This window comes from Streptomyces sp. NPDC059455 (genome assembly GCF_042750115.1).
In the GTDB taxonomy this organism is placed as follows: Bacteria; Actinomycetota; Actinomycetes; order Streptomycetales; family Streptomycetaceae; genus Streptomyces; species Streptomyces endocoffeicus.
The window spans coordinates 1-13,080 of record NZ_JBHYVB010000189.1 but is presented as its reverse complement, the minus strand read 5'-3'; the positions used below and the strand labels follow the sequence as shown (position 1 = coordinate 13,080).

Below are 13,080 nucleotides of genomic sequence, written 5' to 3'. Positions count from 1 at the left end.
CCCGGGCGCGGCCGCCGGGGCGGGGCCGGCCGGCGCGATGGGCCCCGCGCCCACCGCGCCGCGGCGGCGCCCCGCCCACCGGGCCCCCGCCACCAGCAACCGCAACTTCGAGGGCCGGCAGGGCAAGGGGGCACGTACCCATCTCGTCTCGCCGCCCGTCGCCGCGGCCACCGCGGTCGCGGGCCGGCTCGCCGCGCCCGCCGACTTGTGACCCGCCGCCCGGCCTGGAAGGGGGCCCCAGCCATGACCCGTTTCACCGTGCACTCCGGCACGGCGGTTCCGCTGCGCCGCAGCGACGTCGACACCGACCAGATCATCCCCGCCCGCTTCTGCACCAGCACCAGCCGGACCGGGCATGCGGGCTCGCTCTTCGCCGACTGGCGCGAGGAGCCGTCATTCGTCCTCGACCGGCCGGAGCACCGGGGTGCGACGGTCCTGGTCGCCGGCCGCGACTTCGGCACCGGATCGTCCCGCGAGTACGCGGTGTGGGCCCTGCTCGACCACGGCTTCCGGGCCGTGGTCGCCCCCCGCTTCGGCGACATCTTCCACGCCAACGCCCTGCTGAACGGGCTGGTCCCGGTCACCGTTCCCGACAGCACGGTAACCCGGCTGTGGGAGCTGATCGAGGCGGACCCGGCGGTGGCGGTGGTCGTGGACCTGGTACGGCTCGAGCTGCGCTGCACCGATGTCGTGCAGCCCATCGCCATGGCCGGGGAGGACCGCGCCCGTCTGCTGTCGGGGGACGACCCCGTCGCCGCCACGCTGCGGTACGAGGCCGACATCAGGGCCTACGAACTCCGCCGCCGCCCCGCACTGCCCGTGACCCGCTGAGAGTTTCCTGCCAGCTACCGCTATCCCGGGGGTAAGAACCATGCAGCCCTTCCACACCCTGTCCGAGACCGAACGCCGCAGGCTGCACTCCGTGCTGGCCTCCGTCGCCAAGAACCCGTACGAGGAGTACGGCCCCTTCGCCCGGACGGTGCGCGACCTGGTCGACCGGGACGAAGTCCCGGCGTTCTTCCGCGAGGTCTGTGCCGCGATCCGCGGGGAGCGGACGGCGGGGACGGCACTGGCGCACGTCCTGCGCAACTGCCCGCTCGATGAACAGATACCCGTCCTCGATCTGGACGACCCCGTGGCGGACAAGTATCGCGAGAAGCGCACGTTCATCGGTGAGACGTTCCTGGAGTTGTTCGGCCTGCTGGTGGGCACGCCGCTGCTGTCGTACGCGACGCGGTTCAACGGCGACTTCTTCATCGACGTCATAGCGATCAACCGCTACAGCGGCATGCAGACAGGCTTCAGCGACAGCGAGCTGGTCTTCCACAACGAGCGCACGGCCCATGCCGTACGCGCGGACTACATCTCGCTGCTCGGCATGCGCTGCCCCGAGGGCGACTACATCTACACGGGCTTCGTCGACGGACGCGACCTGCTGGCCGAGCTCGGGGAGAAGGAGCAGCACACTCTGCGGCGCCCGTACTTCTACACCCCTTTCGACGTCCTCTCCCGTGACAACAACGGTGACCTCACGGTCTCGGGCGCCCACGCGATCCTGGAGAACCACCACAGCTTCCGGTATCTGGACACATGCACCACGGTGCTGCCCGGGGCGCCGACGGAGGCAAAGGACGCCCTGCTCTCGTTGAAGGACGCGCTGGTCAAGGCCGACAAGCAGCGTCACCGCATCCTGAGGGGCGATCTGTTCTCCTTCGCCAACCAGGACGGCCTGCACAGCCGGGACAAGATGGAGATCAACGACCCGGAGCGGGCCCGTCAGCGCTGGCTGCTCAAGACCTATGCCTTCCGTGATCGGGCTGCGGCGGACGTGCACCGCGAACGGTGGATCGGCGGCGTTCCCGGAATGGTCGGCGACTGACGCCCGCGGCCGGCCGGTACCCGGCCCTGCGCGGCGGAGGGTGCGCAGGGCGGGTGCCGGTGCCAGGAGAACAGGCTCACCGGTGGCGCGGATGTGCTCCGCGTATTCCGGCGTCCCGGGCGACCGCTCGGGCGGCCGAGACGAACGCCGTGACGGCGGACGATTCCTCGGACGTGTTGCGCACGGCGATCGCGAGGCTGCGCCGGGTGGCGGGAGTCAGCGGGACCGTGCAGATGTCGGGGAGGGGGTCGGGCAGCACCAGCGACGGCAGCACCGCCACGCCGATCCCCTCCGCCACCATCGCCAGCACCGCCTGCAGGTCACCGATGCGGTAGGCGATGTCCATCCGCGTCTCTGCGGCCCGGAAAAGGTTCCGCAGCTCGGGCTCGACCCCGTCGGCGGGAACGACGAGCGGTTCCTCCGCGAGTTCGGGGGCCGAGAGCCGTGGTCGTGCGGCCAGCCGGTGCCGGACGGGCAGGACCGCGTACAGCTCGTCCTGGAACAGCGGGATCGTGCGGATGCCGGCTTTGGGGAGCGTCACGAAACCGACGTCGACCGTGCGCGCGCGCAGCATTTCCGCGATTTCCTCGTCCTTGCCCTCCCGGACCTTCACGTCGAAATCCTGGTGACTGGCCAGAAAGCGTGCCATCAACCGGGGCAGCAGGTGGACGGAGAAGGTTTGGGACGTGCCGATGACGAGTCGTCCGCCGCGGCAGGCCGATAAATCGTCCACGAGGAGCCGTATCTGGTCCGTGTGGCGCAGGACGCTTCGCGCGTGTTCGACGATTCGGTGTCCGGCCTCGGTCAGATCGACTCCGCCGCGGTCGCGCCGCATGATGCCGATGCGGAGTTCGCTTTCCATGCTCCTGATGGCATGGCTGACGGCCGACTGGGTGACGCCCAGGGAATCGGCGGCCTTGGTGAAGCTTCCCGTGTCCGCGATGGCCACGAAAGCGGCCAGTTGTGAGAGCTTCATCGGGCTAATCGCCATTTGTACGGCAGGGCTGCCTGCCACATACGTCGCCCGCTTTGGCCGGAAGGAGAAGCAGTCATGATATTTCCTCGGGAGTTTTGTGCCTGGGCCGGAGGGACAGGCCCCGGAAGGGGACAGCGGGCGCGGTCACAGTGCCGCGGTCAGCCCTCGGGGAGGGCGATGGACTGCGGGTGGCGGAAGACGTTCCGCGGGTCGTAGGCGGCCTTCACCCGCTGCAGCCGCGGGTAGTGGTGCTTGTAGTAGAGGGTGTGCCAGGGCACGCCGGACCTGTTCTGTTCCGGGTCGGTGATGTCACCGTCCTGGTAGTTGACGTAGCAGCCGTCCGTGACGTCGTTCGGCACGGGGTAGCCGCCGGTGGCTGCGTGGACGTCGCCGAAGATGCCGCGCAGCCAGCCGACGTTGGCCTCGTCGTCCTCCGGCTCTCGCCAGAGGGCCGAGTACAGGGCCTTGAAGATCGAGTCGCGCTGCGCGGAGGCGGTCTCGTCAGCGCCGACGGCACTGACCCGGGCTCCATAGCCGAACAGGATCACGCTGGACGCGGCGTTCTCCCACGCCGGGTCGGAGAGCCTGCGGTACAGCGCGGCGATCTGGTCGTCCGTGAATCCCTTGCGCATGTAGGCGGACTTGTAGGCGCCGCGCAGCGCCGGGTTCGTCAGGGTGGCGTTGTTCGTGCTGATGTAGCGGACCGATGTGAGGTAGGGCAGCCTCACCGGATGGAAGAACTCCGGCATCGGCCCCTGTTCGCCGACAGATTCGGTGACAGGCCGCACGCCGACGCCGACCGGGGTGGTGACCTCCTCGACGAACGACTGGAGCAGCTTGTCCGCGCCGGGCAGCGTGGCATCGATCTGGGTGAGCAGGCCCACACTCTTGTTCGCCCGGTGGTTGAGGTTGAGCAGGCTGCTCAACGGGGCGTACGGCGAGTCGGGCGCGCTGTTGCGCTCGTACCAGGAGCCGTAGTTGCGCACCAGCGTGGTGAAGCGTCCCTCGTCCAGTTCGTCCCAGGGCAGCGCCACCGCGTTGAGCAGGACGTCCTTCGGCGGTCGCATGAGCTGCTGCTCGGGGGCGCGGCCGGTCGCGTCCGGCGAGCGGAACCAGTAGCGCGTGACCACGCCGAAGTTGCCGCCGCCGCCACCGGTGTGCGCCCACCACAGTTCGCGGTTCGGGTCGTTCTTCCTGCGGGTGGCCGTCACGGTACGGGCCCTGCCGCGAGCGTCGACCACGACGACCTCGACCGCGTACAGGTGGTCGACGGTGAGCCCGAACTGGCGCGAGAGCAGTCCGAAGCCGCCGCCGCTGACATGGCCGCCGGCGCCCACGGAGTAGAAGATGCCGCCGGGCACGCCGACGCCCCATCCCTTGAACAGGGTCTCGTAGACCTGGAGCAGCGTGGCACCCGCTTCGACCGCGAACGCCTGGTGCCTCGGGTCGTAGTAGATGTCGGTCATCAAGCTCATGTCGATGACTGTCCGGACCGATGGGTTGTACACATGGTCGGCGTAGCAGTGGCCCCCGCTGGTCACGGAGAACCGCTCGTTCTTCCGCACCACGTCCTGCACGATCCGCTCTACCTGCTCGGTGGTGCGCGGGAGGCGGACGCTCTCGGGGGTCCCGACCCAGCGGGCGTTGTGCCCGACGGTCAGCTCCGCGTAGCGCGAGTCTCCGGGGCATACGGTGACCGGTCCACTCCCGCCGGCCCCGTTGGCGTTCCGGTCCTGTGTCGTTTCCACGTTCGACGTGCTCATTACGGTGATCCCCCCGTGTGTTCGGCGTGATGGCATACTGGGGGAACGGGAAAACGCGTGTCGACAGCCGCGCTCGGCGAATCGCCGGGTTCCCCCGTGCCGACGATTACCTTTGGCGAAGCGCCCAGCAAGACCTCGCTGGGAAAAGAAGGGGGGCGACCGACCCGCTGTCACGGCAGGTCCGGGCCGCCATCGGCCATGAGTGCTTTCCCCCTTCGGTCGAACCTCGCACAACCTACGTTTCCATCGAATGCGCGGCAAGCCCGGTTTCGGCTGCGACGGTGCGCTTCATTCCTCCGCCCCGGGCGCTTCCGGCCAGGCCAGCATTGCGGTTGCCGCCACCGCTTCCAATTCCGCCTGGCTCGCCCCGTCACGAGCCTGCTGAGACATACCCTGGAAGACGACGGCGACATAGCGCGCCAATTCTTTCGACTCCACCCCGGAAGGCAGTTCTCCGCTTTCCCGGGCCTTCCGGATACGGCGTTCGAACTCCTCCTGCATGGCGCCGCGCTGCTGCCGCAGCACCTGCTCTACCTCGACGGAGGAGGGAGAGCAATTGTTGGCAGCGAAGGCGACCAGGCAGCCGCGCGGTCGGCCGTCCGTGGTGAGCTCGGACGCCGCCTCGTGCAGCATGCGCGCCATGCCCGCACCGACGGTGGGCTCCTCCTCCAGCGCCCGGCCCATGTAGGCGCCGTAGGCACTCACGTAGAAGTCGACGACCTCCCTGAAGAGCGTCATCTTGTCACCGAACGCGGCGTAGAGACTGGGCGCGGCGATGCCCATCTCCCGGGTGAGCGCGGCGATCGACGTCGCCTCGTAGCCCCTTTCCCAAAAGAGGCGCATCGCCCGCTCCAGGGCCTCGCCCCTGTCGAACGAGCGGGGCCGCCCGGACTGTCCTCTCACCATGAAACACATTCTATAGCGGTCGCTAAGGAATCTGCTAGTGTCTTTTTCTGTAGCGACCGCTAAACAACGGGAGGGGCGTCGTCATGGGCACGCTCAGGGACAGAACGGCACTGGTCACCGGCGGCAGCAGGGGCATCGGGAGGAGCATCTCGGAGCGGCTCGGACGCGAGGGCGCGCTCGTCGGCGTGCACTACGGCAGCGACGAGGGGGCCGCCAAGTCGACCGTCGCAGCGATCGAGGCCGCCGGCGGCCGGGCGTTCACCCTGCAGGCGGAACTGGGAGTCCCCGGGGACGCCGAGAAACTGTGGGCCGCCTTCGACGAGCGGATCCGGGGCCTCTCGGCCACCCCGGGCCTGGACATCCTGGTCAACAACGCGGGGACCGCGCTCCCGGCCGGCATCGCCGACACCGCCGAGGACGAGTTCGACCGCGTCTTCGCGGTCAACGCCAAAGCACCGTTCTTCATCATCAAGCAGGGCCTGGAACGACTGCGCGACGGCGGCCGCATCGTCAACACCACCTCGGGCATGACACGGATCGCCTTCCCCGCCATCGCCGCGACAGCCATGAGCAAGGGCGCCCTGACCACACTCACCCGGACACTCGCCCTGGAACTGGCACCACGCAGCATCACCGTCAACTCGGTGGCACCGGGAATCACCGAGACCGAGGCCAATGCCTGGCTGGCCGACCCCGGAGCACGGACACACGCCGAGTCCTACTCCGCCTTCAAACGCGTCGGACAGCCCACGGACATCGCCGACATCGTGGCATTCCTGGCATCCGACGACGCACGCTGGATCACCGGACAGGACATTGACGCGACCGGCGGCTCACTCCTCGGCCTCTGACCCCCACCCCCGCCCTCCACAAGAACCACTCAACAGCCCCACCACAACCCCGGAACCATCACAGGAACCACCCGCGCCACCATCCGCCGCGGTTCCCCGGAGCCCCCGCCGCTCCCGGCACCTCGGACACGACCTCGGGCAGGACGGGAGGAAACCAGCGGGACGGACACCAGGTCCGGACCCGGGGGCCGAAGCGGCGGGCACCAGGTCCGGACCCGGGACCGGGGAGCAGCGGGGGCTGCGGCAGCGGAGGAGGGACCGGAGGGACCTCGCACTCCTCGTGGAAGACCGGCGAAGTACGCGGCGTACGGCACCGCACGGGGACATCCCCCGAAAGACCAACCCCAGGCGCCCGCGCCGAGGAGCACGGTGGCGCGGCGGTGCCAGATGTACGTGGACACGGTTGTTCTCGCCGAGCGGGCCGAGGAACTCAAGACCCTGCACCTGCACGAGCAGGAAATCCAGCCTGACCCGGCCGCGTCCGAACCGCCGCTCGCCAAGGCCGACGGCCCGGACGCGGAGAGCCCGGACATCGACTTCGACGACGACTTCGACATCGACCTCTGACACCGCGCCCAGCCCCCGCAAGACCGACAGCCCCGGCAGAAACCCTGCCGGGGCTGTCGTGGTTGGTGAGTACGGTGCTGTACATGCAGACCAACGGGGCCGATCAGCAGCAGCGAGGGCACGTACTCCTGATCGCCGGAGACGTCGCCAGCCGCCGCCGCACCGTCCAGGTCGAGCCGTCCACCAACCTCGCGGCACTGGCCCTCGTTCCCATCCCAACCCTGCTGGGCAACACCATCCCGAGCGACACCACCTACCTCGACGGAGTCCGCGACCAGAACTCCCTACTGATGCGGCTACGCACCGCCGCCGCGAGCCCCGGCCCGGTGCTCATCTACCTCTCCGGCGGCCTGACCACAGACCGGCGCGGACAGCAGCTGTACCTCGCTCTGCCGGGCACCACCGCCTCCACCTCCCGCTACACGGCACTGCCCTGGGAGTGGCTCGGCACCGAGCTGCGCAGCCGCCCCGCCGGCCTGACCACCGTCGTGTTCGACGTCTCAGCCGACAAGGGAGCCTGGAAGCTGGTGCAGGAATACGGCCCCCTGCCCGCCCCACCCTCCGCCGACGTCTATGGGGTGATCGTGCCGCCCGCCTTCGCTGGCCGCGCGGGCGCCAGCCCCTACACCCGGGCCTGGATCGACCAGCTGAGCCGCAACCCCCGACCGGCCCGCCAACTCCCGGCTGCACGCCCTGACCATCACCGCCGCCCCGCTCCCGCCCGGCACCGTGGCCCTACCGTCCACCCCGGGGCTCGACGTGCCCCCGGCCGAGCCCCAGCGCCCGATAACCAACGTGCAGCGGCTCCCCCGCAACCGCAAACCGCGCCCGCTCCGACCTGCACCGCCCAGACCCCGGCGGTACAGCGACCTGCCCCGGTCCCGCAACAGTCCGCCCCCGCCCAGCAGCCCGCACCCCCTCCGGCCCAGGTGCCACCGACCGCGCCCCAGCAGCAGGACCCCCGCCTGTACATCGCCGCGGCGGCTCGGGCCGGGCGCCACCAGGAGGCCGCCCAGATGGCCGTCGTGTGGGAGCAGTACGCCCTACAGACCTACGGATTCAGCTCCCCGCAGGTCACCCAGTGGACCGAGATCCGCGCAGACCTCGCGAAGATGGCCGGCAAACCACTTGCTCGCCACACAGCTCGGCTGGAAGAGTTCCACCGCAACTCCCAGCCTTCAGATGCCTGGCAAGCGCTCGTGGATCTCCACGACGCAGACGCACGGCCCGAAGGTTCCTGGGTGCCCTCAGCTCTGCTGGCGCGAACAGACACTCTGACGCTGCTGCCCCCACCGATCCCGAATGGCAAGCCGACTACCGGCGCTGTAGACCACCGGTCGAACGCGCCGTCGCCTGGCTCGTCCAGCACGGCAACCGCCGCCTGCGCTACCGCGGAACCATCGTCAACAACACCTGGCTCCACACCCGAGCCGCCGCCCTCAACCTCCGCCGACTGGTCAACCTCGGGCTCACCCACACCGGCGGCAGCTGGCAACTCGCCCCGGCCACCGCATAGCGAACAGGGGCTGCCCGGCCTACGGCCGGACAACCCCTCACCAAGATCTTCATGACCCTTCTAGTAGATTGTCGCAGCTAAGTTTTGGGATAGAGGTGGCGCAGTCTGATGCGTGCGTCGTGGGTGGTGAACTGCCAGTTCACTTGACGTTGGTCGGTGTTGGTGGCGTTCTGCCAGGCTGAGAGTTCGGTGTTGAGGATGCCGAGGTCGCTGATCCGGCGGTCGAGGCATTGCCGGGGCAGCGCGGAGAGTTCGATCTCGGCGATGTTGAGCCATGACCCGTGCCTGGGCGTGTAGTGGATCTCGAGGCGCTGGGCCAGGGCGAATGCCTCTTGTGGTTCGAATGCCTCGTACAGCGAGGCGATGCTGTGGGTGTTGAGGTTGTCCATCACCAGCACCACGGTCTCGGTGTCGGGGTAGTCCACGCTCAGTAACCGCTTGACCTGGCCGGCCCAGTCGGTCCGGGTCCGCTGGGACAGTGCCTGAACACGGCGCCACCCGCGCAGGGGTTCGGTCCACACGAAGATCGAGCACGTGCCGCAGCGGATGTACTCGCTGTCCTGGCGGGCGTCGTGACCGGGGCGGGCCGGGAGCGGGTCGCGGACATGATCGAGGAGCTGGTAGGGCTTCTCGTCCATGCACACCACCGGACGTGCCGGGTCGTAGGGCCGGGCATAGACGGCCGGCACGTCTTCCATCCGGGCCGCGAACTCCGCGTTCGCTCGTGGCGGGATGGTCCAGCACTTTCTCAGGTGAGGGCGCAGTTCCGTTTTTTTAAGACCCGCCCGATGGTGGAGTGGTCCAGATCGGGGATGTCCTCGGCCGGCGCGACGTGCTTCTCCAGCAGCCGCAGCGACCACCGGGTATGGCCCTGGGGTGGCTGTGAGCACGCCATCGCGATCAGCCTGGCTTCGACCTCGCCGGTCACCGGCGAGGGCACCGGTGGCAGGTCGCGCTTCTTCCGCGCGATCGTGGCGTGCACATCGCCACCGGTCTCGGCGAAACGCTTGGCGACCAGCCGTAACGTCTCACCGGAAACGCCGAGCCGGGCCGCGATTACCTCCTTGGAATCCACCTCACCCACCGAGGTGTCCAGTGCAAGCAGCACCCGGGCCCGCATGATCATCGAGGCCCCACGAACGCCCGTCGTGGTCACCCGGACCAGCTCCTCGCGATCCTGCGGTGTCAACCTGACCGGTCGCTTCTTCTGTGAACCCATGACAACAGTCCTGTCCGGCAAAAGAGAAGGCGGAACCCACCGGACGCCAGCCTCCCACCAGACACACCACAATTAAGCAGCGACGCGCTACTAGCGGTGGTTTGTTAAGGCGGGAGTGGGAGGTGGTGGCTGAGTGGTCGGCCGGTACTGACTGCGTTGATCAGGTTTTGTAACTCTGCTGGTGGGGGCGTGCTGGACCAGGCTTTCCACCAGCGTTGCAGCATGATGGTGGGGGTCAGCCAACTGCGGACGGTGCGTAGGGGCTGGGGCCAGCGTGCCGGGTGGTGCGATCGGGTGCCCCCCTCTCTGGCCGGGCCGGCCGGGCCGGGCGGTTGGCGGGGGTCGGTGGCGGTCCGGCTTCCCAGCAGAAGGAGAACGCGCAGTTGACCAGGGTCTGGTGGCGGCGGATGGCGCGGTCGGTGCGGACTTGGAAGTCGGCCCAGCCCAGTTCGTCCTTGACGTGCTTGTAGCTCTGCTCGATCCAGTTGCGGATGCCGTAGATCCGCACGATTTCGGCGAGGTCGGCGGCCGGGTGGGCGGTGTCGGCCTCGCGTGGTGAGCCGGGGCGGGGCAGGTTGGTGGCCAGATGCCAGGTGGATTTCTCCGGCAGGGTGTCCGGGTCGGTGGTGGCCACCACCAGTCGGGTGGTGCCGTCCGGTCCCCACCAGCCCAGGGACGCCTCAGCGGCCCACCAGGTGGTGGTGTGCCCGTCGCGGAAGGTGCGGGACACCGCCGTCCAGTCGCCCGGCCGGTCGGGGCCGTGCCAGGCCAGTTCCCGGGCGGCGTCGGTCGGGGTGTGGGCATCGGGGCCGTACGCCCAGGTGCCGCGGCGCCGTTTGAGGGCCATCACGAACGGCAGTCCGGCGCCGGCCAGTTCGCCGCGGAAGCCGTCCTGGTCGCCGTAGGCACAGTCGGCCGCCACCGCGCGGAAGTCCACTCCGGCCTGGGTGGCCCGGCGGGCGAGTCCGGCAGCGATCCGCAGTTTCGTGGCGAAGCCCGGATCGCTGCGACCCTTGGGGAAGTGACGGGCGGGAGTGTAGGGCACGGCGTGCAGCGGATAGTACAGCCGCTCGTCCGCCCACAATGTGGTGACGGTGACGACACCATTGTCGGTCTTGCCGTATCGGCCCAGCCACTGCCGGCCCACGTTCGCGGTCGCGGTCCCCTCCTTACGGTCACCGTCAGTCGTCGATGACCAGCACTCCACCGGCATGCGCAGCGGTGCGCGGATCATCCAGTAACCGCTCAAGACGACGGGCGTTGATCCGCTCGTGCTCCCAGGGGGATTCGGAGAGGAAAAACTGCAGCCGCTGCACTGCGGGGTGCTGGGCTCCCGCTACCGGCTCGGCCCCGGCCAGGCATGTCAGCGTTTTGTTCCGTTCCCGCGGCGCCAGCAACCCCGTGAGGTACTGACGAAAGCCCCGACGCTGAGCCAGGGAGTCAAACAGATCATCGAAGCCGACGGCGTACTGCTCCAGCGGTCCCGGAGCCGGCGGACACGGACGACGAGCGGTCATCACACACCCCTGCGCGTCCTTCTGCAGCGCTCCCGACCCGATGTCAACAAACCACCGCTACTGAGGTTTTCGTTAGTTCTGTGGTGGTTGAGTATGGATCGTCAGTCCCGTGTGGGTGAGGAAGGACCACGGGAGTTGTCCATCGGAGGAGACCCGGTGGATGCCGCGTTCGGTGGCATCGGCGACATCGGCGAGATGGTCGCCGGCGAGGTCGGCCAGCTCACGTGTTCTGATCGCCGACCACAGCAGTTCCACCGGGTTCAACTCAGATGCATAGGCGGGCAGCCGCTCCAGCGTCAGCCAGTCCTGTCCGGCCACCCGGGCTCGCATGTCCCGGCTCCAGTGCGCGGACAGCCCGTCCCACACCAGCACCACCGGCTCACCCGCATAGAACGCTTTGACCTGCCGCAGCACGTCGATTAACGCCATGGTGTCGTAGCTGCCCGGCTTGAGGTGGAAACACAGCCGCGGACCACGGCCGGCGTCCGCGGCGTGATATCCCAGAGCCGCGGCCATCGAGGCGCGTTTCCAGTTCAGCCGGTGCCGCAACGTCGGGGTCCGGCCACGGGGCGCGTAGGTCCGGCGCACCCGGGGCAGCAGCGACACACCCGACTCGTCGAAGAACACGATCCAGGCACGTTTCTTCACCGCCCCCTTTTGATGCGGGGCCACTCATGGGCGATCCACCGGGCGATCTCGGACTCGTCCCGCTCGACCGCCCGGCGCTGGGGACGCTGCAGACTCCACCCCAGCCGCCCGGTCAGCAGCCGCCACACCGACGCCCGCGCCAGCTTCACCCCCGGTCACTCGCTCCACCACCAGCCCAGCCCGCTCCAAGGTCCATAAATCGGCCTCGAACCCGTGCGCCTGGGCACCCTGCTCCAACGCGGCCCGCACCTTTTCGACCTGGGCGTCATCAAGCTTGGGCGGCCGCCCCGTGGCCGGAGACCGCCACCGCACAGTGCCCTACACCCACAGAACTAACGAAAACCTCAGTAACTGATCGTTTCAGAATGAGGTTCGTAGGCGTCGCAAGCAGAGGATGCTGCAGGCGAGTTGGAGCAGGCCAAGGTGGAGGTCGGCGCGTATCTCGTAGCGGATGCGCAGGCGTTTGAACTGGTGGAGCCAGGCGAAGGTCCGTTCCACGACCCAGCGGGTCTTGCCCAGTCCGGAGCCGTGCGGGACACCTCGGTGGGCGATCTTGGGTGTGATGCCGCGGGCTCGGAGGATGCGGCGGTACTTGTCGTAGTCGTAGCCGCGGTCGGAGAACAGCCGGCCCGGCCGGTGCCGCGGTCGTCCGCGAAGTCCTCGGATGCGGGGGATTGCGTCCAGTAGGGGTGTCAGCTGGGTGACATCGTGCGTGTTTCCGCCGGTCAGGGTGACGGCGAGAGGGGTGCCGTGTCGGTCGACGGTCAGGTGGTGTTTGCTGCCCGGCCGTGCGCGGTCGACCGGCGAAGGACCGGTGTGAGCCCCCCTTTGAGGGCCCGAACGTGCGAGCGGTCGATTGCGGCATCGTCCATGTCCAACAGCCCTGCCTTGCGCAGCTCGGCCAGGAGCACTTCGTGCAGGCGGGGCCACACCCCGGCCTCGGTCCAGTCCCGCAACCGCCGCCACGCTGTCACGCCGCTGCACCCGGTCTGCTGGGCGGGTACATCTCTCCAGCTCACGTTCTTGCGCAGTACGTAAACGATGCCTCGCAGGGCCGCGCGGTCGTCCGCCGGCAGGCGTCCGGGATACCGATGACGACGCGGCGGCCGGGGCGGCAGCAGCGGAGCGATACGTTCCCACAGATCATCAGGCACAAGATCATCCGACACCTGGACCACTCTGCCGCCACCAGACCCGATCGCCAAGCCCTCACACCGAACTCATTCTGAAACGATCAG

Annotated in this window: 16 protein-coding genes; 6 read left to right on the top strand and 10 right to left on the bottom strand. The window is 68.8% G+C overall.

The features are described 5' to 3' along the window. The 3 genes from ACFXB5_RS42220 to ACFXB5_RS42210 all read left to right on the top strand — a co-directional run. The coding region (locus ACFXB5_RS42220) for an aconitase family protein (RefSeq protein WP_385218834.1) at positions 1-211 on the top strand (211 nt) is incomplete at its 5' end. A 32-nt stretch (positions 212-243) separates the two neighbouring features. Further along, entirely contained in the window at positions 244-831 is a 588-nt protein-coding gene (gene leuD / locus ACFXB5_RS42215) for a 3-isopropylmalate dehydratase small subunit (RefSeq protein WP_385218832.1), read from the top strand. 40 nt (positions 832-871) lie between these two features. Next, a complete protein-coding gene (locus ACFXB5_RS42210) occupies positions 872-1,879 on the top strand; it encodes a taurine catabolism dioxygenase TauD (protein ID WP_385218830.1) in 1,008 nt (335 codons plus the stop codon). A gap of 76 nt (positions 1,880-1,955) precedes the next feature. Here ACFXB5_RS42210 and ACFXB5_RS42205 read toward each other — a convergent pair whose 3' ends face one another. The 3 genes from ACFXB5_RS42205 to ACFXB5_RS42195 form a co-directional block, all read right to left on the bottom strand. Further along, positions 1,956-2,855 (bottom strand): LysR family transcriptional regulator, encoded by a 900-nt coding sequence (locus tag ACFXB5_RS42205; protein ID WP_385218828.1) that lies wholly within the window; start codon positions 2,853-2,855, stop codon positions 1,956-1,958. A gap of 158 nt (positions 2,856-3,013) precedes the next feature. Beyond that, a complete protein-coding gene (locus tag ACFXB5_RS42200; protein ID WP_385218826.1) occupies positions 3,014-4,618 on the bottom strand; it encodes an FAD-binding oxidoreductase in 1,605 nt (534 codons plus the stop codon). Between the two features lie 288 nt (positions 4,619-4,906). Beyond that, positions 4,907-5,524 (bottom strand): TetR/AcrR family transcriptional regulator, encoded by a 618-nt coding sequence (locus ACFXB5_RS42195; protein WP_385218824.1) that lies wholly within the window; start codon positions 5,522-5,524, stop codon positions 4,907-4,909. A gap of 83 nt (positions 5,525-5,607) precedes the next feature. Here ACFXB5_RS42195 and ACFXB5_RS42190 point away from each other — a divergent pair, with 83 nt between their 5' ends. The 3 genes from ACFXB5_RS42190 to ACFXB5_RS42180 all read left to right on the top strand — a co-directional run bounded on the left by ACFXB5_RS42190 (position 5,608) and on the right by ACFXB5_RS42180 (position 8,458). Continuing rightward, positions 5,608-6,375, top strand: coding sequence for an SDR family oxidoreductase (locus ACFXB5_RS42190; protein ID WP_385218822.1), 768 nt, complete (start codon positions 5,608-5,610; stop codon positions 6,373-6,375). Between the two features lie 369 nt (positions 6,376-6,744). Then, a complete protein-coding gene (locus tag ACFXB5_RS42185) occupies positions 6,745-6,942 on the top strand; it encodes a hypothetical protein (RefSeq protein ID WP_385218820.1) in 198 nt (65 codons plus the stop codon). 1,027 nt (positions 6,943-7,969) lie between these two features. Then, a complete protein-coding gene (locus ACFXB5_RS42180; RefSeq protein WP_385218818.1) occupies positions 7,970-8,458 on the top strand; it encodes a transposase in 489 nt (162 codons plus the stop codon). Between the two features lie 77 nt (positions 8,459-8,535). On the opposite strand, the gene ACFXB5_RS42175 is transcribed toward ACFXB5_RS42180, so the two are convergent. The 7 genes from ACFXB5_RS42175 to ACFXB5_RS42145 all read right to left on the bottom strand — a co-directional run bounded on the left by ACFXB5_RS42175 (position 8,536) and on the right by ACFXB5_RS42145 (position 13,011). Continuing rightward, on the bottom strand, positions 8,536-9,318 hold the full coding sequence (locus tag ACFXB5_RS42175; RefSeq protein WP_385218817.1) for an IS630 family transposase: 783 nt from the start codon (positions 9,316-9,318) through the stop codon (positions 8,536-8,538). Beyond that, entirely contained in the window at positions 9,207-9,647 is a 441-nt protein-coding gene (locus tag ACFXB5_RS42170; RefSeq protein ID WP_385218815.1) for a helix-turn-helix domain-containing protein, read from the bottom strand. The genes ACFXB5_RS42175 and ACFXB5_RS42170 overlap by 112 nt, the downstream gene beginning before the upstream one ends. A 265-nt stretch (positions 9,648-9,912) precedes the next feature. Continuing rightward, positions 9,913-10,911, bottom strand: coding sequence for a transposase (locus ACFXB5_RS42165; RefSeq protein WP_385218813.1), 999 nt, complete (start codon positions 10,909-10,911; stop codon positions 9,913-9,915). Then, positions 10,859-11,194, bottom strand: a complete 336-nt coding sequence (locus ACFXB5_RS42160) for a transposase (RefSeq protein WP_385218812.1) — start codon at positions 11,192-11,194, stop codon at positions 10,859-10,861. Before ACFXB5_RS42160 ends, ACFXB5_RS42165 begins: the two co-directional genes overlap by 53 nt. A gap of 72 nt (positions 11,195-11,266) precedes the next feature. Next, entirely contained in the window at positions 11,267-11,842 is a 576-nt protein-coding gene (locus tag ACFXB5_RS42155; RefSeq protein ID WP_385218810.1) for a transposase, read from the bottom strand. Next, positions 11,839-11,991 (bottom strand): winged helix-turn-helix domain-containing protein, encoded by a 153-nt coding sequence (locus ACFXB5_RS42150; RefSeq protein WP_385218808.1) that lies wholly within the window; start codon positions 11,989-11,991, stop codon positions 11,839-11,841. The genes ACFXB5_RS42155 and ACFXB5_RS42150 overlap by 4 nt, the downstream gene beginning before the upstream one ends. Before the next feature lie 211 nt (positions 11,992-12,202). Next, positions 12,203-13,011 (bottom strand): IS5 family transposase gene (locus ACFXB5_RS42145; RefSeq protein WP_385218806.1). Its coding sequence is split into 2 segments (ribosomal slippage): positions 12,203-12,672 and positions 12,672-13,011, totalling 810 coding nucleotides; the frame shifts between segments, so codons are not numbered across the junction. Positions 13,012-13,080: the final 69 nt, after the last annotated feature.

Excerpts from the sequence above, each read along its gene's own strand:
- leuD (WP_385218832.1), top strand. The coding sequence starts at position 244 with ATGACCCGTTTCACCGTGCACTCCGGCACGGCGGTTCCGCTGCGCCGC.
- ACFXB5_RS42210 (WP_385218830.1), top strand. The coding sequence starts at position 872 with ATGCAGCCCTTCCACACCCTGTCCGAGACCGAACGCCGCAGGCTGCAC.
- ACFXB5_RS42205 (WP_385218828.1), bottom strand. The coding sequence starts at position 2,855 with ATGAAGCTCTCACAACTGGCCGCTTTCGTGGCCATCGCGGACACGGGA.
- ACFXB5_RS42200 (WP_385218826.1), bottom strand. The coding sequence starts at position 4,618 with ATGAGCACGTCGAACGTGGAAACGACACAGGACCGGAACGCCAACGGG.
- ACFXB5_RS42195 (WP_385218824.1), bottom strand. The coding sequence starts at position 5,524 with ATGGTGAGAGGACAGTCCGGGCGGCCCCGCTCGTTCGACAGGGGCGAG.
- ACFXB5_RS42190 (WP_385218822.1), top strand. The coding sequence starts at position 5,608 with ATGGGCACGCTCAGGGACAGAACGGCACTGGTCACCGGCGGCAGCAGG.
- ACFXB5_RS42165 (WP_385218813.1), bottom strand. The coding sequence starts at position 10,911 with ATGATCCGCGCACCGCTGCGCATGCCGGTGGAGTGCTGGTCATCGACG.
- ACFXB5_RS42160 (WP_385218812.1), bottom strand. The coding sequence starts at position 11,194 with ATGACCGCTCGTCGTCCGTGTCCGCCGGCTCCGGGACCGCTGGAGCAG.